The organism is Virgibacillus litoralis (genome assembly GCF_017873675.1).
GTDB lineage: Bacteria > Bacillota > Bacilli > Bacillales > Amphibacillaceae > Lentibacillus > Lentibacillus litoralis.
This window is the reverse complement of record NZ_JAGGKK010000019.1, coordinates 55,053-76,485: the sequence shown is the minus strand read 5'-3', so window position 1 is coordinate 76,485 and position 21,433 is coordinate 55,053. Positions and strand designations below refer to the sequence as shown.

Annotated in this window: 23 protein-coding genes; 12 read left to right on the top strand and 11 right to left on the bottom strand. The window is 38.9% G+C overall.

From position 1 onward, the window contains the following. Nucleotides 1-128 precede the first annotated feature (128 nt). Both J2Z82_RS15560 and J2Z82_RS15555 read left to right on the top strand, forming a co-directional pair. Entirely contained in the window at nt 129-662 is a 534-nt protein-coding gene (locus J2Z82_RS15560) for a VOC family protein (protein WP_245251743.1), read from the top strand. Between the two features lie 152 nt (nt 663-814). Then, on the top strand, nt 815-1,285 hold the full coding sequence (locus J2Z82_RS15555; RefSeq protein ID WP_209481698.1) for a hypothetical protein: 471 nt from the start codon (nt 815-817) through the stop codon (nt 1,283-1,285). A gap of 209 nt (nt 1,286-1,494) precedes the next feature. Here the strand turns inward: J2Z82_RS15555 and J2Z82_RS15550 are convergent, their stop codons facing one another. After that, nucleotides 1,495-2,013: a carboxymuconolactone decarboxylase family protein gene (locus J2Z82_RS15550; protein WP_280923005.1), complete on the bottom strand. Its 519-nt coding sequence runs from the start codon at nt 2,011-2,013 to the stop codon at nt 1,495-1,497. 529 nt (nt 2,014-2,542) lie between these two features. On the opposite strand from J2Z82_RS15550, the gene J2Z82_RS15545 reads away from it, so the two are divergent. The 6 genes from J2Z82_RS15545 (at nt 2,543) to J2Z82_RS15520 (ending at nt 9,981) form a co-directional block, all read left to right on the top strand. Further along, nucleotides 2,543-3,862, top strand: a complete 1,320-nt coding sequence (locus J2Z82_RS15545; protein ID WP_209481694.1) for an MFS transporter — start codon at nt 2,543-2,545, stop codon at nt 3,860-3,862. Between the two features lie 134 nt (nt 3,863-3,996). Next, on the top strand, nt 3,997-5,223 hold the full coding sequence (locus J2Z82_RS15540) for an SGNH/GDSL hydrolase family protein (RefSeq protein WP_209481692.1): 1,227 nt from the start codon (nt 3,997-3,999) through the stop codon (nt 5,221-5,223). 274 nt (nt 5,224-5,497) lie between these two features. Beyond that, entirely contained in the window at nt 5,498-6,355 is an 858-nt protein-coding gene (locus J2Z82_RS15535) for an endonuclease/exonuclease/phosphatase family protein (RefSeq protein WP_245251742.1), read from the top strand. A 21-nt stretch (nt 6,356-6,376) separates the two neighbouring features. After that, nucleotides 6,377-8,158 carry a glycoside hydrolase family 3 protein gene (locus J2Z82_RS15530; RefSeq protein ID WP_209481691.1) on the top strand — a complete coding sequence of 594 codons (1,782 nt, stop codon included), beginning with the start codon at nt 6,377-6,379 and terminating at the stop codon, nt 8,156-8,158. A gap of 494 nt (nt 8,159-8,652) precedes the next feature. After that, nucleotides 8,653-9,246: a DUF1062 domain-containing protein gene (locus J2Z82_RS15525; protein WP_209481689.1), complete on the top strand. Its 594-nt coding sequence runs from the start codon at nt 8,653-8,655 to the stop codon at nt 9,244-9,246. Between the two features lie 240 nt (nt 9,247-9,486). Further along, on the top strand, nt 9,487-9,981 hold the full coding sequence (locus tag J2Z82_RS15520; RefSeq protein WP_209481687.1) for a DinB family protein: 495 nt from the start codon (nt 9,487-9,489) through the stop codon (nt 9,979-9,981). A gap of 327 nt (nt 9,982-10,308) precedes the next feature. Here J2Z82_RS15520 and J2Z82_RS15515 read toward each other — a convergent pair whose 3' ends face one another. The 9 genes from J2Z82_RS15515 to J2Z82_RS15475 all read right to left on the bottom strand — a co-directional run bounded on the left by J2Z82_RS15515 (nt 10,309) and on the right by J2Z82_RS15475 (nt 18,130). Continuing rightward, the gene (locus tag J2Z82_RS15515; RefSeq protein ID WP_209481685.1) at nt 10,309-10,872 is read right to left on the bottom strand and encodes a DUF4256 domain-containing protein; all 564 of its coding nucleotides are present in this window, start codon (nt 10,870-10,872) and stop codon (nt 10,309-10,311) included. Between the two features lie 255 nt (nt 10,873-11,127). Further along, nucleotides 11,128-12,261 carry an MFS transporter gene (locus J2Z82_RS15510; protein WP_209481683.1) on the bottom strand — a complete coding sequence of 378 codons (1,134 nt, stop codon included), beginning with the start codon at nt 12,259-12,261 and terminating at the stop codon, nt 11,128-11,130. 62 nt (nt 12,262-12,323) lie between these two features. Next, a complete protein-coding gene (locus J2Z82_RS15505) occupies nt 12,324-12,878 on the bottom strand; it encodes a TetR/AcrR family transcriptional regulator (RefSeq protein WP_209481681.1) in 555 nt (184 codons plus the stop codon). A 151-nt stretch (nt 12,879-13,029) separates the two neighbouring features. Then, entirely contained in the window at nt 13,030-13,770 is a 741-nt protein-coding gene (gene map / locus J2Z82_RS15500; RefSeq protein WP_209481680.1) for a type I methionyl aminopeptidase, read from the bottom strand. A 150-nt stretch (nt 13,771-13,920) separates the two neighbouring features. After that, the gene (locus tag J2Z82_RS15495) at nt 13,921-15,057 is read right to left on the bottom strand and encodes a glycerate kinase (protein WP_209481677.1); all 1,137 of its coding nucleotides are present in this window, start codon (nt 15,055-15,057) and stop codon (nt 13,921-13,923) included. A 91-nt stretch (nt 15,058-15,148) separates the two neighbouring features. Continuing rightward, nucleotides 15,149-16,372 (bottom strand): winged helix-turn-helix domain-containing protein, encoded by a 1,224-nt coding sequence (locus J2Z82_RS15490; protein ID WP_209481675.1) that lies wholly within the window; start codon nt 16,370-16,372, stop codon nt 15,149-15,151. Nucleotides 16,373-16,387: 15 nt separating this feature from the next. Continuing rightward, the gene (locus tag J2Z82_RS15485) at nt 16,388-17,038 is read right to left on the bottom strand and encodes an endonuclease III domain-containing protein (protein WP_209481673.1); all 651 of its coding nucleotides are present in this window, start codon (nt 17,036-17,038) and stop codon (nt 16,388-16,390) included. Continuing rightward, nucleotides 17,038-17,553, bottom strand: a complete 516-nt coding sequence (locus J2Z82_RS15480; RefSeq protein WP_209481672.1) for a methylated-DNA--[protein]-cysteine S-methyltransferase — start codon at nt 17,551-17,553, stop codon at nt 17,038-17,040. The genes J2Z82_RS15485 and J2Z82_RS15480 overlap by 1 nt, the downstream gene beginning before the upstream one ends. Continuing rightward, nucleotides 17,543-18,130 (bottom strand): bifunctional transcriptional activator/DNA repair enzyme AdaA, encoded by a 588-nt coding sequence (locus J2Z82_RS15475; protein WP_209481670.1) that lies wholly within the window; start codon nt 18,128-18,130, stop codon nt 17,543-17,545. The genes J2Z82_RS15480 and J2Z82_RS15475 overlap by 11 nt, the downstream gene beginning before the upstream one ends. A 158-nt stretch (nt 18,131-18,288) precedes the next feature. Here J2Z82_RS15475 and J2Z82_RS15470 point away from each other — a divergent pair, with 158 nt between their 5' ends. From J2Z82_RS15470 to J2Z82_RS15455, 4 genes are all read left to right on the top strand, one after another. Then, nucleotides 18,289-19,227 carry a hypothetical protein gene (locus J2Z82_RS15470; RefSeq protein ID WP_209481668.1) on the top strand — a complete coding sequence of 313 codons (939 nt, stop codon included), beginning with the start codon at nt 18,289-18,291 and terminating at the stop codon, nt 19,225-19,227. A gap of 51 nt (nt 19,228-19,278) precedes the next feature. Further along, entirely contained in the window at nt 19,279-20,334 is a 1,056-nt protein-coding gene (locus J2Z82_RS15465) for a hypothetical protein (RefSeq protein WP_209481666.1), read from the top strand. A 146-nt stretch (nt 20,335-20,480) separates the two neighbouring features. Next, nucleotides 20,481-20,732, top strand: coding sequence for a hypothetical protein (locus J2Z82_RS15460; protein ID WP_209481665.1), 252 nt, complete (start codon nt 20,481-20,483; stop codon nt 20,730-20,732). Continuing rightward, nucleotides 20,713-21,033, top strand: a complete 321-nt coding sequence (locus tag J2Z82_RS15455; RefSeq protein WP_092494010.1) for a YbjQ family protein — start codon at nt 20,713-20,715, stop codon at nt 21,031-21,033. The genes J2Z82_RS15460 and J2Z82_RS15455 overlap by 20 nt, the downstream gene beginning before the upstream one ends. Before the next feature lie 76 nt (nt 21,034-21,109). On the opposite strand, the gene J2Z82_RS15450 is transcribed toward J2Z82_RS15455, so the two are convergent. Further along, complete coding sequence (locus J2Z82_RS15450) at nt 21,110-21,319, bottom strand: hypothetical protein (protein ID WP_209481663.1); 210 nt, start codon at nt 21,317-21,319, stop codon at nt 21,110-21,112. Between the last annotated feature and the right edge of the window lie 114 nt (nt 21,320-21,433).

Below are 21,433 nucleotides of genomic sequence, written 5' to 3'. Positions count from 1 at the left end.
AATTTGGCGCTCTCCCTTTTAAAAAAACCAATGAGCTGCGTCTTCTTTAGTTTTGCCTTTTTCTCGTTATTTTAGAAGTTAATTTTCATGGTAGTGATAAATATGGATGGATTCAGGATAAGTATGGTTTGTCGTGGCAACTTATTTTAACCAATCCTGAAGACGAAGAGCGGCCTACAATCATGCCTTCGCTTATGTTTGTCGGTGATCAATACAACAAAGCCGAAGAGGCGATCAATTATTATCTATCAGTATTCAATAACGCAAAGAAAGGATCAATTGCCCGTTACCCTCAAGGTATGGAACCTGACAAAGAAGGAAGCATTATGTTTTCAGATTTTATTATTGAGAATCAAAGGTTAGCCGCAATGGACAGTGCGGGAAATCATCCATTCAGTTTTAGCGAGGCAATTTCATTGACGGTATATTGTGACACGCAGGAAGAGATTGATAATTACTGGAACGAGTTGTCCGCAGTTCCTGAATCTGAGCAGTGTGGATGGCTGAAAGATAAGTATGGAATGTCCTGGCAGATTGTACCGAGAGAAAAAGAAGCGATGATGAATAATGGAACACCAGAACAAGTTGCACGTGTAACACAAGCAACTCTAAAAATGAAGAAACTTGATCTTGCGGAATTACAGAAAGCATACAGGGGTTAATGAATACAGCCCCCTAGTTCACAGACATTTCAACTAGATTCAAGTTATAAACATCGTTTCTTATTCAACTACCGGGCTAGAGAGTTTAAAAGAACTTCGTTGTGAGTTTTAACTTATGAAAATTTCAAATGAAAAGGGGAAATCCATTATTCATGAAAAAATCAGTTCGTGATGAAATGATAAACCGATTGGAGTTTTTCTTTGGTGAATGGGAAATAGAAGTTATTCATCCGCATTTCCAAACTAATTCGATTTATGGACAAACGAAATTTGATTGGATGGAGAGAGAGAAGTTTATGGTTCAGCGAATTTCTATAAATCAACCCGAGTTCCCAAGCAGTACAATTGTTTATGACTATGATTGTATTACTGGTAGTTATTTACAACACTACTTTGATTCACGAGGTGTAACTCGTCTATATAATATGAGTTTTGAAAACAATTATTGGAAATTGTGGAGAGAAACATCTGATTTTTCACAATTAGACTTTTGCCAGCGTTTTGTTGGAGAAATTAATGAGTCTGGAGATACAATACAAAGTTCATGGGAAACATCACATGATGGTTCACAATGGGAGCACGATTTTAGACTCATATATAGAAAAGTCATTCAGAAGACATAACCATGTCATTGAAGATTTATTTATTCCTAAAGAATATTGACAAAGTGACATTAATTAGTTCTTGTAAAATAGCCACCTCATAGTGGGGTGGCTATTTATTGGCAGTAACAACAATAGGATAAAATATTCAGGACTGAGTAAATAAGGTTTACATTAGGATTAAAATAGTTAAACACCTAAAAAACGAATTCACTATTTACAGTGCCTGATTAAGCTTTCTTAAATTGTATAACCGGTGTTCTCAATAATGAGGAAATTAAACTGTGTATAAACGAAATTGGTAAAAATATGAAAATACTTAGAATCATACTAATTTCGTATAATAAATTACTTTCTTTAATTAATTTACCTTTTAAACGACTACGAAATGCTCCCAAAGGAATACCATAAACATTTCCAAGCATAATAGTACGAATTGAAGTTAAAATTTCTAGTGCTTTTGTAGTCCCATAAACATCCACGAGGCGGTTCCAAGAATCACGTGTAGGATTTCCTTTGGTATCTGCATAATGTTGGGAAAAAGCAATCGCTACGACTTCATCCGGAGAAACCCTTTCCACGTTACCAGATAATAGCATTTGAATTTCCTTATTACTCAGCCCTTTTTCTAGGGCGATTTTTGTATGTGCATAAGAACATACTTCACAGCCATTAACCTCGGTAACTGCAAGCATAATTCTTTCGCTGAATTCTGCGGTCAAAGTCTTGTTCTTCTTATTCTTCACCATATACTTCATTGTTCTAAAACCTTTGTATAGGGTTATGTATAATTCTTGAACCGAATAGAATTTTTTAGCAGTTAAGAAAGTATAAATCCTTTCTTACTGCATAAGTGCAACTAAGGCTTATCTAAAAGCGATAAGCCAAGTTTTCTAATAAAATACATATGCCATATTTTGTCTCCTCACGAACCAAATAGAATCACTGATCCACAATTGTTCGAGTTAACTCTCTTCCATACCCCTATCCGTATATTATATTTATTATTTCGTGTTGTCAATAAGCTGAATTTACAGCGTATATATGATTCTAAACTAGAAAGCTTAAAGGTGGTTGTAAGTCTAAAGTCTTGTTTTCTGATGTATTGTCACCTAATTGTTTTCATTGCAAAGTTTAAGGTTTAAATTTATAATATAGTATACCCCCGTATGTATTTTGGGTGATGATAAAATATGATTCTTTTGAATTGAATAAACAAAGACTTAAGAGCTTAAGGTTATGCTAGAACTTATATTAGTTTAGATAGGATGTAGATACATGACTAGACAGAAAAATACCGACAAGAATAACAATGAATTGATACAGGACTATGTTGATAATCCAGAAAAACAGAGACAATTATACAAACGCACATTAATTATTATTGTGATTGCACAAATTCTTGGTGGAGCGGGTCTTGCAGCTGGTATAACGGTAGGTGCATTACTTGCAGAGGACATGTTAGGTACAGATAGCCTTGCAGGTATTCCAATCGCATTATTTACATTAGGATCAGCAGGTGCTGCACTAATTGTTGGAAACCTTTCTCAACGCCATGGTCGTCGTACAGGGCTTGCAGCAGGATTCATAGCTGGTGGTATTGGAGCGGTTGGGGTTGTTATCTCATCTGTAACGAGCAGTGTTATTCTATTATTTGTCTCTTTACTCGTTTATGGTGCAGGTACAGCAACAAATCTGCAAGCTCGTTATGCAGGAACTGATTTAGCAAATGCAAAACAACGAGCAACTGCAGTAAGTGTGGCATTGGTAGCAACAACCTTTGGTGCTGTTGCAGGGCCAAACTTAGTAGATGTAATGGGAAAATTCGCTATGTTATTGGGTATACCTGCATTAGCTGGACCATTTATTTTGGCTGCTGCCGCTTTTATTTTAGCTGGTTTAGTGCTATTAATTTCACTTCACCCAGATCCACTTAAAGTTGCTGAAGCACTTGCGTTAAAAGATCAACAGAATGAAAGTAAAATTACTGAAAATAAAGTCGAAACACCTAAAATAAATCAGCAAGTCATTATTGTTGGTGCTACCGTAATGGTTTTAACCCAAATAGTCATGGTTGCTGTTATGACGATGACCCCTGTGCATATGGGAGACCATGGGCATGGATTAAGAGAAGTAGGACTAATAATTGGGATTCATATAGGTGCAATGTATCTTCCCTCACTTGTAACAGGAATACTTGTTGATAAAGTTGGGCGTAATGTGATGGCGGGAGCGTCAGGATTTACGTTATTATTAGCTGGTATAATAGCTGCTTATGCGCCAACTGATTCTTTAGTCATGCTTACGATCGCATTAGCTTTATTGGGATTAGGATGGAATTTTGGCCTGATCAGCGGAACTGCACTTATCGTAGATGCAACAACACCAACAAACCGTGCCAAGATACAAGGGAAAGTAGATGTTTTAATCGCACTTTCAGGGGCTGCAGGTGGAGCTTTATCAGGTATTGTTGTAGTTAACTCCAGCTTTACCGCGTTATCACTTGGCAGCGGTATAATTTCATTAATTCTTGTTCCAATTGTTTTGATGGTTTTACGTGGAGAAAGCAATGATAAGGTAGCGCAAAGAACTAACTAATCATTCTTAGAAAAAAACGGATAATGTTGAAATTGGGAAAAATTATTTAACGTTAAGAAAAGGACCCCGCTTTTCGAATAAAATAGTATAAGGTGCAGCAACCTATCGACATCAGCATGAAGGGCGAGAAAATCATGAGGCGTCTATTATATGTTTTATTCATTACCATTATAATATTCATCAGCATCTACGGCTTAAAGGGATGGGGATCTTCAAATGAAATTAACTCAAGTAAGGGTGAGTGGATGGGTGCTTGGACTGCAAGTATGCAATCACCTGGAGAAGATGGAGTTTCTCATAAAGGATTTGAAAATCAAACCATACGGTTAATTCTTCGACCTCATATAGACGGTGAAAAGATGCGCATTCGCTTATCTAATACATTTGGTTTGGACCCGCTATCTATCGACGAGGTACATGTAGCGATTACCAAAAATGGATCTGAGATTATTCCTGGTACAGACCAAAAAGTTACATTTGGAGGCGATGAAAAGGTAACCATTCCCTCTGGGGAGAAAGAATTTAGTGATCCTATTCCCCTTAAAGTAAATAGTGATAAAAATTTGGCAGTAAGTCTCTATGTAAAGGATAAAACTGGTCCAGCTACATGGCACCCGCGCTCCATGCAAACGACGTATATTTCAACTGGGAATCATGTTTCAGATTCTGATACTTCAGCATTTAAAACAAAAGAAGAAGCATGGTTTTGGTTAGATGGAGTCGATGTTGTAGCTGATCCATCCGTAAAAGGTTCGCTTGTTGTAGTGGGAAGTTCTATTGCGAATGGAAATCACTCGACAGTAAATGCCAATCATCGATGGCCTGATTATTTAGCCAAACGATTTAATCAGGGTAGTTCTGATGTCAAAATGTCTGTATTGAACGCAGGAATCTCTGCCAATCAATTAATAAACAGTCATTCCGATAAAGGTGAGAATGCATTAGCGAGGCTAGAACGGGATGTTTTTAGCCAAACAGGTGTTAAGGCAGTAATCCTAAATCAAGGATTAAATGATATTCGACATTATCCGGAATATGATGCGGATAAAATTATTGAACGAATGAGGCAAATTATCAATTCTGTTCATGGACAAGGACTTAAAATTTATGGTGGTACGTTAACGCCTTTTAAAGGTTCGGGAATGTATACTTCAAAAAAAGAGAAAACGCGTCAGGAGGTAAATGACTGGATTAGGACAAGTGGCGAGTTTGATGGAGTAATTGATTTTGACAAAGCACTAAGAGATCCAGAAGAACATGAACGTTTTCTTCCCAAATATGACGCTGGGGACCACTTGCACCCTAATGATTTAGGCTATAAGAAAATGGCTGATTCAGTTGACCTTTCCATGTTCAAATAGTTATTAGTAAAGTCGGGGTGCCTACCCCGGCTTTTTTAGCTGTATATAAAACTTTTCTACTGCATAAGTGCAACTTAGGCTATAAAAACATGAGCCAAAAGTTACGTGGGGGAAATAGGTAATATTTACTCTGTTTATTCTGAATTATTAAATAATAATTCTATCGTACTATATACAGGCTATCTTCCAGAAGCTACTATTAACTTGATAGAGTTAATAGTTTGGAAAGGAGGAGAACTAACATAATAGAGTTATAATATAAGGAGGTTAGATAATGAAGAATAAGGCTATCGTAATTTTCATTGCTCTTCTAATGATTCTAATTTCACCGATGGCCACAGCAGCTTCTGAGAATGACCCCGACAAACACCAAGACATAACACTGAACGTAATGACCTTTAACATTCATGCAGGAATTGGAAGTGACGGATTGTACGATATCGATCATACTGCCGAAACAATTCGAAGTTCTGGAGCAGATGTAATTGGATTGCAGGAAGTGGATGTCAATTGGGGGTATCGCAGCAACTTTCAGGATCAGGTTGAATACCTTGCTGAAAAGTTAGATATGCATGCCTTCTTTGCCCCAATTTATAATCAAGATCCACTAAATGAAGAAGACCCAAGAAGAAAATATGGACTAGCTGTTTTAAGTAAATACCCTATTATCAACTCTGAAAATCACGAAATAACAAGGCTCTCGACACAAGATGCTGTGCCTGAACCAAGTCCTGCTCCTGGATTTCCTGGCGTTAAGCTAAATGTGAAGGGTGTCAACGTTTCCTTTTATGTAACACACCTGGATTACCGAGGAGACCCGTATATTCGAGAAATGCAAGTAGACGATATGCTCAGTATTATTTCCGAACAAAAAAACACCTTTCTAGTCGGTGATATGAACGCAACACCTGATGCTCCTGAGCTGCAGCCGCTTTTCAATAGGTTCAATGATGCATGGAATGAAGCAGGAAGTGGAGATGGCTATACCTACCCAGAGACTTCACCAGAAAAACGTATTGATTATATTTTCACATCCCAAGATCTAAGCCCGACAAACACCCAAGTGATAGACACTGAAGCATCTGATCACTTACCGGTAATGACAGAGGTACTCTTAACACGAGATAACTAGATTAAAAGGAGTGAAATTCAAATGAAGAAACGATTGTTTGCGATTCTTTCCAGTTTCTTGCTTATTTTAATGAGTTTTCCAATGACAAGTTTTGCAAATGGCTGGGACGATCCGACCCATCCTGGCTGGGGTGATGGTGAAAAAGTCAAGCATGGTTGGATTGTTAACAAAATAAACCATATGACCTTGGAAGAGAAAATTGGCCAGTTATTCGTCATTCATATGTACGGTAAAACCCCGACAGATCCTAATTATGAAGACACAAACTTACGGATGAACCGAGGAGCCAAGAATTTTAAAAAAGCCATCGAAAAATATCATATTGGTGGTGTTATCTATTTCAATTGGACAGGTAATATTGGAACACCGATTGATAAAACACAGGTTAATGCGCTATCAAATGGTCTACAAGATATAGCGTTGGATCAGCGTATGCCAATTCCATTATTTGTTTCGACGGACCAGGAAGGTGGAATTGTACAGCGGATTACAAGTCCTGGTACAGTGTTTCCTGGAAATATGGCACTTGGAGCCACCAGGTCTACCGAATATGCAGCACAATCTGCAGCTATTATGGGCGAGGAATTAAGCAGTCTTGGTATTAACATGAACTTTGCCCCAGTAGCAGATGTGAACGTTAACCCGGAAAATCCGGTTATCGGTGTTCGCTCATTCAGTGAAGATCCCGATCTCGTTTCAGATTTAACTGTTGCCCAGGTGCAGGCATATGAAGATCAAAGTGTCATTCCAACAGCTAAGCATTTCCCTGGTCATGGAGATACCAATGTTGATTCTCATTACGGATTGCCGATTATCAGCCATGACTTAGAGACGCTGCATAATGTTGACTTAAAGCCATTTCAAGCAGCAATTGATAATGGTATAGATGCAATAATGACTGCCCATATCGTTGTTCCGGCACTTGATGATTCAGGTCTGCCAGCAACGCTATCTAAGCCAATTTTACAGGGACTTTTACGTGAGGAAATGGGCTTTGAGGGATTGATTGTTACTGACAGTCTAGGCATGTCAGGTGCCAATGTCGTTGAACCAGACCGTGTTGCTGTAGAAGCGTTTAAGGCAGGAAATGATATTTTACTAAACCCACCTAACGTAGAAGTGGCTTATAATTCAGTGTTAGAAGCAGTTCAAGGTGGAGAGATTAGTGAGGATCGTGTAAATCAATCTGTGTACAGAATATTGAAAGCCAAAATGGAGAAGGGACTATTCGGAGATACGTATACGGACCCAAGTGAAATTGAAAACATTGGTACAGAAGAAAATTTTGCAAAAGCAACCGAAATTGCAAACAAAAGTATTACACTTGTTAAAAATGAAAACAATTTACTGCCTTTAGATGATGCCGGCAGTTTATTTATAACAGGCCCATCTGCAGGAGATCCTGATTACCTCTCTGATCTGCTTAGGGAAAAAGGGTACGACTCTAGTGATTACGCAACAAACACAAGTCCAAGCACTAATCAAATCGCTGAAGCAACATCAAGAGCAGCAGATGCTGATAAAATCATTGTGACAACGTATACTGCAAATACGAACAATGCCCAGCAGCGTTTAGTAGAATCCCTAATGGAAACAGGTAAGCCAGTCATCGTAACAGCGGTTCGTAATCCATATGACATAATGGCGTTTCCAGAGGTGGATGGCTACTTAGCTACGTACGGTAACCGTGACGTATCTATCGAAGCACTAGCCAGAGTGCTAAGTGGTGAGGTTAATCCAGAAGGCAAATTACCGGTAACAATTCCGGAATTATATGAGTTTGGAGATTACCTCAGTTATTAACTGAATAGGGTTGCCTGTATTTTTAGCTGCACATCTAAATTGTTCAGGGCCAATTTGAACTTTAAAAGGACTGTCCTTAAGAAATGATTGTTTTTTGATAAAAGAAATAGGGCCATTTTATTAAAGATTAAATTGTAAATTTTAGGGGTGAGGAGAGTATCGATTTGAAAATTTGCAGTAAGTTTTGGTATTGCCCCTAATCTTGATATAAAGCATTATAATGGTATACTAAGAATATAGGAGAAATACGGAAGGTGGAACTGGATTTGCCAACATACTTGTAATGGTTTAGTAACTAAATAGTACATTTCTTTTTTGAATTATTGTTCAATGACGGGAGAAGTGTGCCTATTTTTAGCCATTACAGGGAACGCAGGATAGTCAGTTGTTTTACTTCCAGCGGGATACCTGTAAGGTATTCCGCTTTTTTAATGGGAAATTTTCTCCATCAACCGTTTTTTGCGTTCCTCTGAATAAATAGGAGGAACTGGTGTATGAGTATTAATAATTTGTTCACTTATGAGATCATTGCTCAGGAAACACCTTATATAAAACGAAATTGCAGTAAATGTAAAACGAACACAGAATTTTATTGTAGTGAGAAATTCAGGGTAAATGCGAATCAGAAAATAGTTGATATTTGGCTTATTTATAACTGTATACATTGTGAGGGAACTTGGAATTACCCTATTTTATCGAGAGTAAATATTAATAAAATTGACTCTTGGCTAATTCAAAAATTTATGAATAATGATAAAGAGACAATCTGGTACTATGCTTTTCAAATCAATAGATTAAGAAAACTATGTAGTGATGTAAATACAGATATACGATACGAGTTAAGAAAAGAAAAACTTGATTCACAACTATCTAACGAGGTTACTATTAGACTTTGTTATAAACATGATTTTGGTCTTAGAATAGATAAACTAATAGCACAAATTCTTGGCATTTCAAGGTCAAAATTAAATAGATTGTCTCAGAATGGAACCATTCTACTGAATCCAAACACTAATATGAAGAGCAAAGTTATAGATAATTTACAGGTTACAATCATTGGTGATTGGTACCAAGATCTGACAAAATAGTTCATTATCACTGTTATTAGAAGAAGCTAAGAGTTAAACAAGGCGATGATAATAACTTGATCCGTAATGTTGCCCTATCTGGAATAAGAATCGGTGTTCTATCTTTCGGAAATGGTCATAATTGTGGAGTAAAGAAGGTAATTAGATGAAATTGTAAGTTATGCCAGAACAATACGACTGCAAAAGAAGTTTTGACCAAAGCGATTTTCTTTTAAAGTATTAAATTGGAGGGAATAGAAAATGGATGAAAAGACACTTTTGTTACAACAATGGGCAAGCTGCTTAGATGAAGAAGATTGGTTTCCACCACTTGAAAAAGTGCTAGAAGATATTACATTAGAACAGGCAATTTGGAAACCAGCTGACGGGTCAATGAATTCCATTTGGGAATTAGTGTGTCATTTGCTTTTCTTTGAAAAGAGATTTCTGATGCGCTTTCTTGGCGAAACAGTGAATGAACCACTGGCAGAAAATAATGATTCTACATTTCAATTACCAAATGAGACGTTAGAAAATTGGAAGGAAACAAAACAAGAATACTTTTATGTTCACCGTGAACTTGGAAAAATACTAGCAGAATCAGACCATGACGATATGTATAGACAAATCCCAAAAGAAGATTATCCATTAGTACTTGAACTGAAGAGTTTAGCAATGCACGACGCATATCATATTGGGCAAATTGTGTTCCTTAGTAAAATGCAAGGAGCTTGGCCAGAGAAACGAAGTTTTTAAAAAAGCTTCATTAGCTTTACAATTATTCCATTATAGAGCGCTATTTTGAAAGGCGAAGGGCTAGTTTATCAGTTTTCTACTGAGAAATTAGCCCTTTTTAATCTCGTGAAATACTTACGTATGTTAAATAACACTTCTTTGACGTATACCATTGGAAAATACATTGCAAAAAGTGGTAAACCTCGTGATAATTACGACAAGGACGCCATTAAAATGTTTTTATAAGCTTAGCTGAATCATAAAAATAGCTAGAAAAGCGCCCGATCGTTTAAAGTCTTACCCAAAAAGATTTGTTCTAAGGTACAACTTGAGCTGTTTGTGTAAAATTCAGATCCTTAGCGAGCCACGGAAACCTCTAGCACCATAGTAGGATTCTGCTCCATTATGATACGTGAAAACATGTCCGAAGCGATAATCGCAAAAAAGGGCGCCGCCAAGTTTTCTCATATCAGAGGGTGTTTGTACCCAGCTCGACGTTTTCTTATCGAAATTTTCAAGCTCCTGCAATGCCCGATATTGTTCTTCTGTTAAAAGTTCAATTCCCATATCGGCTGCCATATCCATAGCGCTATTTTCTGGTTTATGTTTTTTCCTCGACTCCAGCGCTTCACGGTCGTAACAAATGCTTCTGCGACCTTTAGGGCTTTCCGTTGAACAATCATAGAAAATGTACTCGTCCTTCTTTTTATCATGACCAACAACATCCGGTTCACCGGAGGTTTTTTCCATTTCATTGAGCGACCACAGTTTTTCAGGATTAGTATCCAGCTTTGCTTGGACTTCAGCCCATTCAAGGCCTTCATGTCGGTGCATGTTTTTCTCAAAACGTGCTTTCAATGTTTTGAGTAATTCTTCACGTTGTTCTAGTGACAACTCCCGTTTATTACTCATGTTAGTTTCCCCCTTACTGTTTTTAATCGTAATGGTTAATAAGTCATTTAAATAATTGTGTAAGTTCAGTTTACAATAAATGATTAAGTAAATCCATTCCTCCACAATCTGCCCAAAACCGGCACGGAGATTAAAGCGCTACGATTGTTTAGGAAGCATCAGGTTTTTCTTGGCAGATAAGAAAGTATAACTACTTTCTTACTGCACAAGTGAACTAAGGCAATTCGCCCAAAGGCTGGGCGAATGCCAAGTTTTCTAAGTAGTTCTTTTTGGACCTATTAGGCTAGCAGCCAGGCCAATTATTCCATAAAGTACAAATGAAAGAACATAACCCCACGCTTCAATAAACATTCCAGCGAATAATGAACCTATTACTTGCCCCACTGCCAAAAGTAAAAATGGAACGCCAATACCTAATGATGCATTCGTAATAAATACACGGATTCCCCAGACAAGAAGGACCCCTGTTAAAAATATATAGGCGCAACCGAAGATTCCAGCCGATAAGTAGGTCATAAGCAAATTTCCAGGTGAAAAAGAGAGAATTATCGATGATGATGCAATCGACAAACACCCTAATTTGTAAGCTAACGGCAGTCCTCCCTTTTCAATTAGAGAACCAGAAAATCCGCCTAGCACACCAAATAGTCCTATGACGACCCAAAATCCAGAAAGCTGCCAAGCACTATAATCACCAGCCACCTCAATAAATGTTCTGGAAAATGTCCAAAAGGCCGCTGTGGAAATTCCCAGGGTAAGAGATGCCAAAATTAAAGGAATGGAACCTTTCACTCCTCGTATAGAGAGGTTCCCTTTTTTAAACGTCAAACTCGGGTTCGCCCCGACTTTCGGAATCGCCCGGAAATTCCATATCAATATCAGGAATGTCAAGATAGCATAAATCAAATACGTTATTCTCCAATTCGGTGCTAATAAAATCGCTCCCACCCCAGAAAGAACTATGCCAAAGCTTGTTCCTGAATTGATCCATGTATTAGCTCGCCCTTGTTTTTCCTCTTTAATCCAAAGTGATATCGCCGCACCATAAGGGGGGGATATCAAGCCTGTGCTTCCACCTGCTAGTAATACCCCTAACGCCAGCACCCACTCATTTGGAGCGATACACATCAAAAGCAATCCAACAAAGGCTGATAGTCCAGCAGAGATAACCATCCTTCTTGGCCCTTCTTTTGACGTAATCACAGTGGATAGAATGATCGTGAAGCAATAGGCTAAATAAAACAGCGAAGAAATCATCCCTGATACAAATTCGGACATTTCAAGTGATTCATTTATTCCGGGGAGAAGCAACCCAAAACTAAACCTTGCAAATCCATAAGTAACAGCAATCATTGTAACGCCAGGTAATACTAACCTTGAAAATTTCATGGTATTCATCCTAACTTTAAATAAATATATAGAACGACCTTTCTAATTAATAGGTAAAAAAATTACGACGTATGTCGGACAAGTGTCCTCGCCATCGCAATAGAATGTTCTGTTGCTTTCTCTGCACCAATTAATGTCGTCATGGAAGTGGTTCCTTCAAGCAGCAATGTAAATTGATTAGCTAAATCACGTTTGTTTTCTTTACCTTTTCTTTGAGCTAATAGTTGAAAATATTTAAGTAATTTTGCTTTATGACCTCTTGCAATGTTTTCAATCTCATTATCAGTTCCCGAATAATCTTCTATCGCTCTTAAAAACATATCCCCTTTGTAGGATTGTTCTTTTAACCAACGGCCGTGAGCTTCAACAGCAAGGATGAAAGGGGAATCTGAATCCAGTTCCACATGTGAATCCAAATAAGACCAATAGCGTTCCTCCCGCTGCTTCAGTACTTCTTCGACCAAATTATCCTTGGAAGGAAAATGATTATAGAGCGTCATTGTAGCAACATTTGCTTCACTTATGATTTGCTTTAATCCTACCCCACGAAATCCATGCTCATAAAATAACTGTTCAGCCACTTTAAGCAATGTCTCTTTTTTTATAGATCGACTCATGTCATGCAGTTCTCCTTAATTTAGATAGAATGACCTTTATACCTATAGAATATCAATTCCATATCTGAACGTCAAACCATTTCTTAAATTCATACGCCAATAAGGAGCTTTTCCTTATTACAGAAAGCGTTCTACTGTGGTATCAGTACTCCTACAATGTAGTAATAATCGGTCCTTCCTTTGTAAGAATAACTGTATGTTCGTATTGAGCTACTTGGCTTTTATCGGTTAGGAAGGTCCATCCATCTTGGGATTGGAAAACTTCCTCTTCAAATGTAGAGATAAAAGGCTCAAAGGCAATTACCATACCATCTTTTAAAATTTCATCATCCCAGCGAGAGAAGTAATTGAAAATATGTTCTGGTGCTTCATGAATCGAGCGCCCAACCCCGTGCCCAGTAAGATTTTTTATAACAGTTAAGCCGTGCTGTTTTGCTACATTGTGTACAGCTTTTCCGAGAGCGCTTTTTTTCGAACCTGGTTTTGCTTTCTCAAGTCCAGTGTCGAATGCTTCTTTAGCAACGTCACATATTTTCTGTAAAATTACCTCTCCTTTCCCAACAACAAAAGAAATTCCAGTATCTGCGAAATACCCGTTTTTAGAACCTGAAACATCAATATTTACAAGGTTTCCTTCTTGAATTATTCGGTCCCTTGGAATACCGTGCGCTACTTCTTCATTTATGCTAATGCATGTATACCCAGGGAAATCGTATTCTCCTTTTGGTGCAGATTGGGCTCCTGCTTTTTCAAAAATCTCCCCAGCAATTTCATCGAGTTCTTTTGTAGTAATACCAGGTTTCGTACATTGGACTAATTTATCTCGAATTGCTCCACAAATTTCACCAATTTCTCTTAATCCATTAAAATCCTCTTCAGTTTTTGCAATCATCGCATATTCACCCTTTTTAAAGCATTATATAATTATCATTTCATTTAGGTTCTATCATAAACGGAACGGCTTTTTCTTCTACAAAAAGGCCCTCTTGCGGTCGATAAGTATACCGTCCTAGCTTCACTAGTCATGACACCATGCCAAATATTATAATCCCAGTACCTTAATCGTCCTGGCGATATTCTCGGCTAGTTGTTCTGTATACTGCTCTGCATTGGCAAGTGCTGTCTCTAATGGAACCACACTTGGTACAATTGAGTAGAGTGCATCAATCCCGTGGTCATGAACAATGTGATAATCTTCGCCAAGTGAACCTGCTAAACCGATGACAGGAATGTGTTGCTTTTTAGCAATTTTAGCAACGCCGATTGGAGTCTTTCCGTAAATTGTCTGTCTGTCTATTTTACCTTCACCGGTGATGACTAGTGTGGCATGTTCCATGTGTTCTTCTAAATCGACTGCATCGATGACAATATCAATTCCTCGTTTTAGGTCGGCTTCTAAAAAGGCTAGTAGACCTGCACCAAGGCCTCCAGCTGCACCTGACCCTGGAATTGCCTCAACGTCTTTATCTAAATCACGTTGTAGAATTTGTGCGTAATGGGTGAGATTTTGATCTAACGTCGCAATCATCTCTTCAGTTGCACCTTTTTGCTGGCCGAATACAGCAGACGCACCATGCTCGCCAGTCAGAGGGTTATCCACGTCACAAGCAACATCAACTTGTACCTGCTGTAATCTTGGGTCAAGGTTTGTGGTATCGATTGAATGAATATTATTTAATTCACCGCCACCAAAATCTATCGGTAGTCCGTTTGAGTCAAGTATACTGACACCTAGCGCTTGAGCCATTCCTGCTCCGCCATCATTCGTTGCACTTCCGCCCAGTCCGATAATTAAATGTTTTACACCATGGTTAAGTGCAGCGAGAATTAGTTCTCCTGTACCTTTTGTCGTTGCGGTTAAAGGATTTCTGTTTTCATATTGTACGAGGTGAAGACCAGAAGCAGCAGCCATCTCAATCACGGCTGTTTCTCCATCACCCGTAAGCCCATAAAATGCTTCAACAGGGTAGCCTGCTGGACCTGTTACTGTTTTACTGATTATTTTCCCGTTTGTTGTATCCACGAGCGATTGAACGGTTCCCTCACCCCCGTCAGCCATGGGGACTTTCACATATGTTGCTTCAGGAATAATTTTTTTAAAACCATTTTCAATCGCATTGGCAGCAGTTAGTGCTGACATACTTTCCTTGAAAGAATCCGGAGCAATTACGATTTTCATCTTATTCACATCCCTTTAGATAATCACCAGACACCCAGCGAAAGAGTGGGTGCCTTGTATGTTTTTACTGGTTATGTATAAAACATTACTATTAAAAAATCTGTACATCCTGCATTGCCCGTTCGATAGTAATAGTTTGAGCCTGGTGAAAGGCGGCAAAGCTCTCTATTGCTTCCCTTAAATTATTACGCAGTTGTGGCGTCATGTTCACATTATGCTCTATTTGTAGCAGACGAACATTCAAGTGTTGATTTTCCCTGTCCAGGCCTGGGTCAATTCGACCAATTAAACGGTCTCCGGCAAGGATTGGCATGGCATAATATCCATACGTTCGTTTGGTTTTTGGTGTATATACTTCCCATTTATAGGAGAAGTCAAAAAGATCTGCCAATCGCTCCCTGCGCCAGAGCAGGTTATCCAGTGGCGGAAGAAATCGGATTGGCACATTCTCCGTGGAAGATTTCCCCTTAGGTGTGAATTGTTCGTGTTTTTTTAATGCGTCCAGGTCTTCAGCTAGAATATAATATTGCCGGTGAACATCATCCATTTCTAATGGAATAATTGCTCCATTTTCCACTCGCTTTGTAATCGCTTCTCGACGTTGTGCTGCACTCATTTTTTGCCAGCCCAGACGGGGATCACCCGCATCAAAGACGCGGTAGGCCCGTATATATTTCTCCAAAAGGGCTTCATTCGATTCAACGCTATCCATTTTGTCAGCTTCCTGTAACAAGTTCTTCGGTATCGTACGTTCCGTTAGATCGAAAAACCGTTCACTTCCAACTCTTCTGACAACACGGATTATTCCTGCATCAAGGAGCTGATTCAAGGCATGGGAGGTCTCCTTGGTCTTGGGGGATTTGTTGTCCCATGCACCGTGAACACGGTTCTCAGCCTTGAAAGCTCGTGAAGGAAGCGGGCCCTCTAGCTGCAGCTTATCGAGCACATCATCCACAACAGATCCTAGTTTATCCAGTTCTTCTTTTGACTGACTTTGGAAGCGAAGTCGGGTCGCCTCAAATTTTGGATAGTCTTCCATTGGGATCGTACATGCGGCATTTGCCCAATACTCGAATAAATGACCTTGTGCTAATAAATCATTTAATATTTCGGGTTGATACCCGGGAGCTCGAGCGGCTAAAACAAGATGCTGGTTACGGGCAACGGAGGCAATTGCATCAAGCTGTACACATTCAAGCTGCCGAATTATCTGCAATGTCTCTTCTGTAGCGGGATTCTCCTTCTGTGAAAGGAGGTGCTGCTTATCAAGCAGAAAACGGCGAACAGCACGCCGGTTCGTATGGTGCGACTTCATCTGATTTCCTCCATTCTAATCATTACTATCCAGTCTTCTGTCACAAACGTCAAACAATGGACAACCTTCACATATCGGTACAGACTTACAATGAACCTTTGCATGCTCGACCAGCACAGCATGAAATTCATTAAATAACCCCAGGTCCTGTGGAACCACTTCTTCCACCTGTTTTCGAAATGTATCATAGGATTTTGGCATATCAAATCCGAGCCGGTAAAAGATTCTTCTGGCATATGCATCAACAACAAACACTGGTTTATCAAAAGCATATAGCAGCATGACATCAGCTGTTTCACGACCAATACCATTAATGCTGAGCAGTTCGTTTCTTAGCTGATGCTTGTCTGTTTTTTTGACCGCGTCAATATCGTAGTTATAGGATTTATACCATTCCAGAAAAGCCTTGATTCGTTTTGACTTGATATTAAAAAAGCCACTCGACCGAATTAACTGAGCCAGCTCTTCGGTTGTTAACTTTTCCATACGCTTCGGGCTCAAAAAAGGCCTTACCTTTTCCAGTGCTTTTTCCACATTACGCCAGCCTGTATTTTGTACAAGAATTGAGCCGATCATCATTTCAAAGGGCGTATCGGCTGGCCACCAGTTTTGTGGGCCATAATAGTTTAACAATTTGTCATAGATTAATTGATAATTTCGTGCCATCAGCTACTTTCCAGCCTAAGTAATTTATGCTTCATTGGAATGCCGCCACGATAGCCAGTCAGTTTCCCGCTTTTACTAATCACCCGGTGACAAGGTACAACAATTAATATAGGATTCGCTCCGACTGCTGCCCCTACTGCCCGTATTGCATCGGGTTTGCCGATAGCTTCTGATATATCTGTGTATGATTTTGTATCACCATATGGTATGTTTTGTAATTCAGCCCATACTGACTCTTGAAACTCTGTGCCAACTAAATCTATGGGTAAATCAATATTTTTCCGTTTACCGTTTAAATAGTCTACTAATTGTTCAGCATATATGGAAACTTCATTCCATTCTTCTACTAAATGAGCTTTTGGCCGTTTAGTATTAAACCAGCTCTTCATTTCACTAAATCCCCCATTATGCGAACCGATAAAACAAAGGCCAGTATCGGTAACCGCAAGATAAATGGACCAGCCATCAGATTTAATATGGCCATAATATACCACATTTTCTTCATTATATTTCATGACGTAACACCTCATTTTCGTCACTTTTTCGGAATTCTCGTGGTGTCTGTCCAGTTCGTTTTTTAAACAATGTTGCAAAATGTGCAGCATTAGGAACTCCTATTAACGTGCAAATTTCATGAATCGGTTTATCCGTCTTTCTGAGATAAGATATTGCTTTTTCCATCCGAATTGTTTGCATAAATTCTATTGGCGTAATACCATTTATCCGCTTGAATACGCGATGTAAATGATAAGGACTGCCATGGCATCCTTCTGCAATACTATTCAATGTTAAGTGTTCAATAAAATGTTCTCTTATAAATGCCTCTGCCTGAAGGACCCATTCCTCATCCGGCAGCCGGTATCCCGCTGATTCACACCTTTTACACGGTCTAAATCCCGCTGCCAATGCTTCATCAGCATTATAGAAAATCGTTACATTATCAAAATTCGGAACACGAGATTTGCAGGAAGGTCTGCAAAAGATTTTCGTCGTTCTGACAGCATAGAAAAATTGATCATCAAAATTCTCGTCATTTTCACGAATAGCTTTCCACTGCTCAGTTGTTAATACTGAGTTTTTAGCTGTAACCATCACTATCCACCTCCACCATTATTATAACTCATATTCGTTACAAAACAGCTTATTTTGAATGGAAAAGCAAGATATCGAAAGTTGTTGGATTTTAATAAGACGGACAGAAAATGATAGAAAAATAAGAAATATGTAGAAAGTGGGGAGGAGGTGAATGTATGCGCATAAGACCATTAGTATATTGTTGCATAATGGTACTGGCGGTATTTCTACTCCCAGCCGATACTTTAGCGAATAATGGTAATCCTCCTGAAAAGGCAGCGTCACAGGCTAATGATAAAGAATCGTCGAGTCCTGTAGCGGAAGATGTTTCGAAAAAAGGTAAACAAACTTCTCAAGCTGCCAAAGAGGCTACTAAGAAGGGGCAGGGATCTTCTGATATTCCTGAAGAGTCTTCGAATCATGATAAGCAAGTTTCTAAAGGGACGACAGTTACAGAGAAACCGTCGGATAAAGCTTCCGACCACGCGGAACCTCAATTGAAGGATAAGGATTCAAAAACCCTGCCACCTCAGGCAAATGACCAAGCTACTGAACAAACAGAGAAGCTTGAGCGAGAAGTGGCATCAAAAAAGGAAAAAGTAAAGAAACAGGATAAAGATAAACTGCATGGAAAAAAAGGGAGGTCAAAAAGTACGGTAGAGAAAAGCTCGAAGAATGATGAAGAGCAAACTACTCAAACGAATGACAGCTCTGAAAACAAAGAAGATCCAATGCGCGTTAATGAAGTGCCCCGAACTTCAGTAACCGATTCAGGAGATAAAGCATCTCAAACCATTAATAAACAAAGTACATCTAAGGATGATATGAGTCCTGATGAAAAAGAACAAAGCGGAAAGTCAAAATCCATTCCAATACCTAACGAAGATTCAGAACGTCAGGAACTGATGATTAAACCTGGTTCATTACCGTCATCAGCATCAACGAGTGGTGGTGATTTTGGTGGACAAACCAGTTTTTCTTCAGTGGTAAAAGGAGATTTGCCAAATCCCCTCATGTTCTTTTCTAAGTCGCAAGTAATCGGCAAGAGATCCGAAGTTCTTCGGGATCAGTGGGTGAATGCACCGCCAGCAGAACCGCCAAAGATTGCTTCTTAATTTTTTAAGAGTGATAAATATATAAAAAATTAATTAAGGAGCGATTAAATTATGAAAAACGTACGGATGAAATCTCTAGTATTAGCAGGAGTTATGACATTAGGAGTATTTGCAGGTGTTCAATCAGCAGATGCAGCTTCTTCTAATGCAAAAAAAGAAGTACCTGTTGAAAAGAAACAAGAAGTAAAAGCTGAGAAAAAAGCTAAATCTCAAGGAAGCGCAAATGCCAGTGAAACAGCAAAAGCTAATGCATCATCACAGTCATCTATTGTAGCTGAATCTACAGAAGAAGAGGCTAATGTCGAAGTGACAGCTGAAGCAGATGGTGAGGCAACAGAAGAGGGAACAACAGAAGAAACTGAAGAATCAGTAACAGAGGAAGAAGCAACGGAAGAGGAAACAACTGAGGAAGAAAACACAGAAGAAACTGAAGAAGGAACAGAAGAAGAGGAAGTAAATAAATCTCAAGAAAATAAAGTAAACTCACAAGCTGCAGAAAATGCAAGTGATGTAGCTAAAGCGCATGCATCAGAAAACTCAGCAGTACTAGCTGTAGAGGCTGAAGAAGAAGCAACAGAGGAAGAGAGCACAGAAGATGCTGAAGAAGGAACAGAAGAAACCGAAGAATCAGTAACTGATGAAGAAACAACAGAAGAGGAAACAACAGAGGAAGAGAACACGGAAGAAGCTGAAGAAGGAACAGAAGAAACCGAAGAATCAGTAACTGATGAAGAAGCAACAGAAGAGGAAACAACAGAGGAAGAGAACACGGAAGAAGCTGAGGAAGGAACAGAGGAAACAGAAGAATCAGTAACAGAAGAAGAAGCAACAGAAGAGGAAACAACAGAGGAAGAGAATACGGAAGAAGCTGAAGAAGGAACAGAAGAAGAGGAAGTAAATAAATCTCAAGAAAACAAAATCAACGCACAAGCTTCAGCAAACGCTAGTGATGTAGCAAAAGCGAATGCTTCAGAAAACTCAGCAGTACTTGCAGTAGAAGCGAGTGACGAAGAAACAGATGAAGAAACAACTGAAGAGGAAAACACAGAAGAGACGGTAGAAACATCTGTGGAAGAATCTGCTGAATTAGAAATGGAAGCAAAATAAATAATTATTATTAAAAGCCGGGGGTTTTCCTCCGGCTTTTTCTAATGGTGCACGTCATTTGAGAAACTGTAATCCAAACGTCTGATTTTTTGGAACCTTTTGCAGTTATAATCGTATTACTTTAGTAAGAACGTTGCGATTGGCGGGTGAAGGTTATAGTTCGTCTTGGTGTTATCTTATTTCGCTGTGGTGTTGTTCTTGTTGGGATTTCCATTTTAACATTTTTGTTATCTTATACTGTTGATTTTTTTGCGATTAACATTTGGTATAATACTATCTTTTTGATTAGTTCTATTGTGATTGGAATGACAGGTGTTCTGGCAATTCTCATCGGAGTTATAAGAGACAGAATCAAAGACAAGAAGGAGGAAGATCAACATGATGTTAGTAAATACTGAAACCATTCCCGGGTATGAAATCACAGATGTGAAGGGTATGGTTAAGGGGAATGTTGTGCGTGCGAAACATATTGGTAAGGATTTTGTCGCGGGTTTCAGAAATATAGTCGGTGGAGAAGTGAAAGAGTATACGGAAATGTTAACAGAATCCAGACAAAGGGCTACAGAGCGAATGGTCAAGGAGGCAGAGAATTCCGGTGCTGATGCGGTTGTAAATGTTCGCTTTGTAACGTCCCAGATTGCCAATGGTGCTGCAGAACTTTTGGTGTATGGAACGGCCGTTAGTATTCAAAAAAAGTAAATGGAATAATACGTTAGCCGCATCTTCAGTTGAAGAACGCGGCTTTTTTCAAAGTGATTGAACTTGAAACAGAAAGCTATGAGTTGTTATTTTGCTGTGATATTTCTTTTTCTGCAAAGTATTCATTGGCTGCTTCAAGTTCCTTATGTTCATCAACAGAATCTCCAGCAAAATTGTCTTCCCCGGCAAAAGGATGCTTAGCATCTAGCCCGTCTTGAACACTTATCTCACCATCTGAATTTGCCACCGTTGGAATGGGAAACTCCTTTTTGCGTTGTTTTTTCATTTTTTCACCCCAGTAATAAATTGTGTTTCGTAACTATTTTTATACAGAGTATTTCTAGTTTTTTGCGATTGATATAAACTGCGACATAATCTGGAATAAGACTTGTATTTCTTT

Bases quoted from the DNA above. Each gene is read 5' to 3' on its own strand.
- J2Z82_RS15485 (WP_209481673.1), bottom strand. From the start codon at position 17,038: ATGGCACGAAATTATCAATTAATCTATGACAAATTGTTAAACTATTAT.
- map (WP_209481680.1), bottom strand. From the start codon at position 13,770: ATGATTGCAAAAACTGAAGAGGATTTTAATGGATTAAGAGAAATTGGT.
- J2Z82_RS15505 (WP_209481681.1), bottom strand. From the start codon at position 12,878: ATGAGTCGATCTATAAAAAAAGAGACATTGCTTAAAGTGGCTGAACAG.
- J2Z82_RS15490 (WP_209481675.1), bottom strand. From the start codon at position 16,372: ATGAAGTCGCACCATACGAACCGGCGTGCTGTTCGCCGTTTTCTGCTT.
- J2Z82_RS15495 (WP_209481677.1), bottom strand. From the start codon at position 15,057: ATGAAAATCGTAATTGCTCCGGATTCTTTCAAGGAAAGTATGTCAGCA.
- J2Z82_RS15480 (WP_209481672.1), bottom strand. From the start codon at position 17,553: ATGAAATATAATGAAGAAAATGTGGTATATTATGGCCATATTAAATCT.
- J2Z82_RS15525 (WP_209481689.1), top strand. From the start codon at position 8,653: ATGAGTATTAATAATTTGTTCACTTATGAGATCATTGCTCAGGAAACA.
- J2Z82_RS15550 (WP_280923005.1), bottom strand. From the start codon at position 2,013: ATGGTGAAGAATAAGAAGAACAAGACTTTGACCGCAGAATTCAGCGAA.
- J2Z82_RS15465 (WP_209481666.1), top strand. From the start codon at position 19,279: ATGAAAAACGTACGGATGAAATCTCTAGTATTAGCAGGAGTTATGACA.
- J2Z82_RS15555 (WP_209481698.1), top strand. From the start codon at position 815: ATGAAAAAATCAGTTCGTGATGAAATGATAAACCGATTGGAGTTTTTC.
- J2Z82_RS15520 (WP_209481687.1), top strand. From the start codon at position 9,487: ATGGATGAAAAGACACTTTTGTTACAACAATGGGCAAGCTGCTTAGAT.
- J2Z82_RS15450 (WP_209481663.1), bottom strand. From the start codon at position 21,319: ATGAAAAAACAACGCAAAAAGGAGTTTCCCATTCCAACGGTGGCAAAT.
- J2Z82_RS15530 (WP_209481691.1), top strand. From the start codon at position 6,377: ATGAAGAAACGATTGTTTGCGATTCTTTCCAGTTTCTTGCTTATTTTA.
- J2Z82_RS15545 (WP_209481694.1), top strand. From the start codon at position 2,543: ATGACTAGACAGAAAAATACCGACAAGAATAACAATGAATTGATACAG.
- J2Z82_RS15470 (WP_209481668.1), top strand. From the start codon at position 18,289: ATGCGCATAAGACCATTAGTATATTGTTGCATAATGGTACTGGCGGTA.
- J2Z82_RS15535 (WP_245251742.1), top strand. From the start codon at position 5,498: ATGAAGAATAAGGCTATCGTAATTTTCATTGCTCTTCTAATGATTCTA.
- J2Z82_RS15540 (WP_209481692.1), top strand. From the start codon at position 3,997: ATGAGGCGTCTATTATATGTTTTATTCATTACCATTATAATATTCATC.
- J2Z82_RS15475 (WP_209481670.1), bottom strand. From the start codon at position 18,130: ATGGTTACAGCTAAAAACTCAGTATTAACAACTGAGCAGTGGAAAGCT.
- J2Z82_RS15510 (WP_209481683.1), bottom strand. From the start codon at position 12,261: ATGAAATTTTCAAGGTTAGTATTACCTGGCGTTACAATGATTGCTGTT.
- J2Z82_RS15515 (WP_209481685.1), bottom strand. From the start codon at position 10,872: ATGAGTAATAAACGGGAGTTGTCACTAGAACAACGTGAAGAATTACTC.
- J2Z82_RS15455 (WP_092494010.1), top strand. From the start codon at position 20,713: ATGATGTTAGTAAATACTGAAACCATTCCCGGGTATGAAATCACAGAT.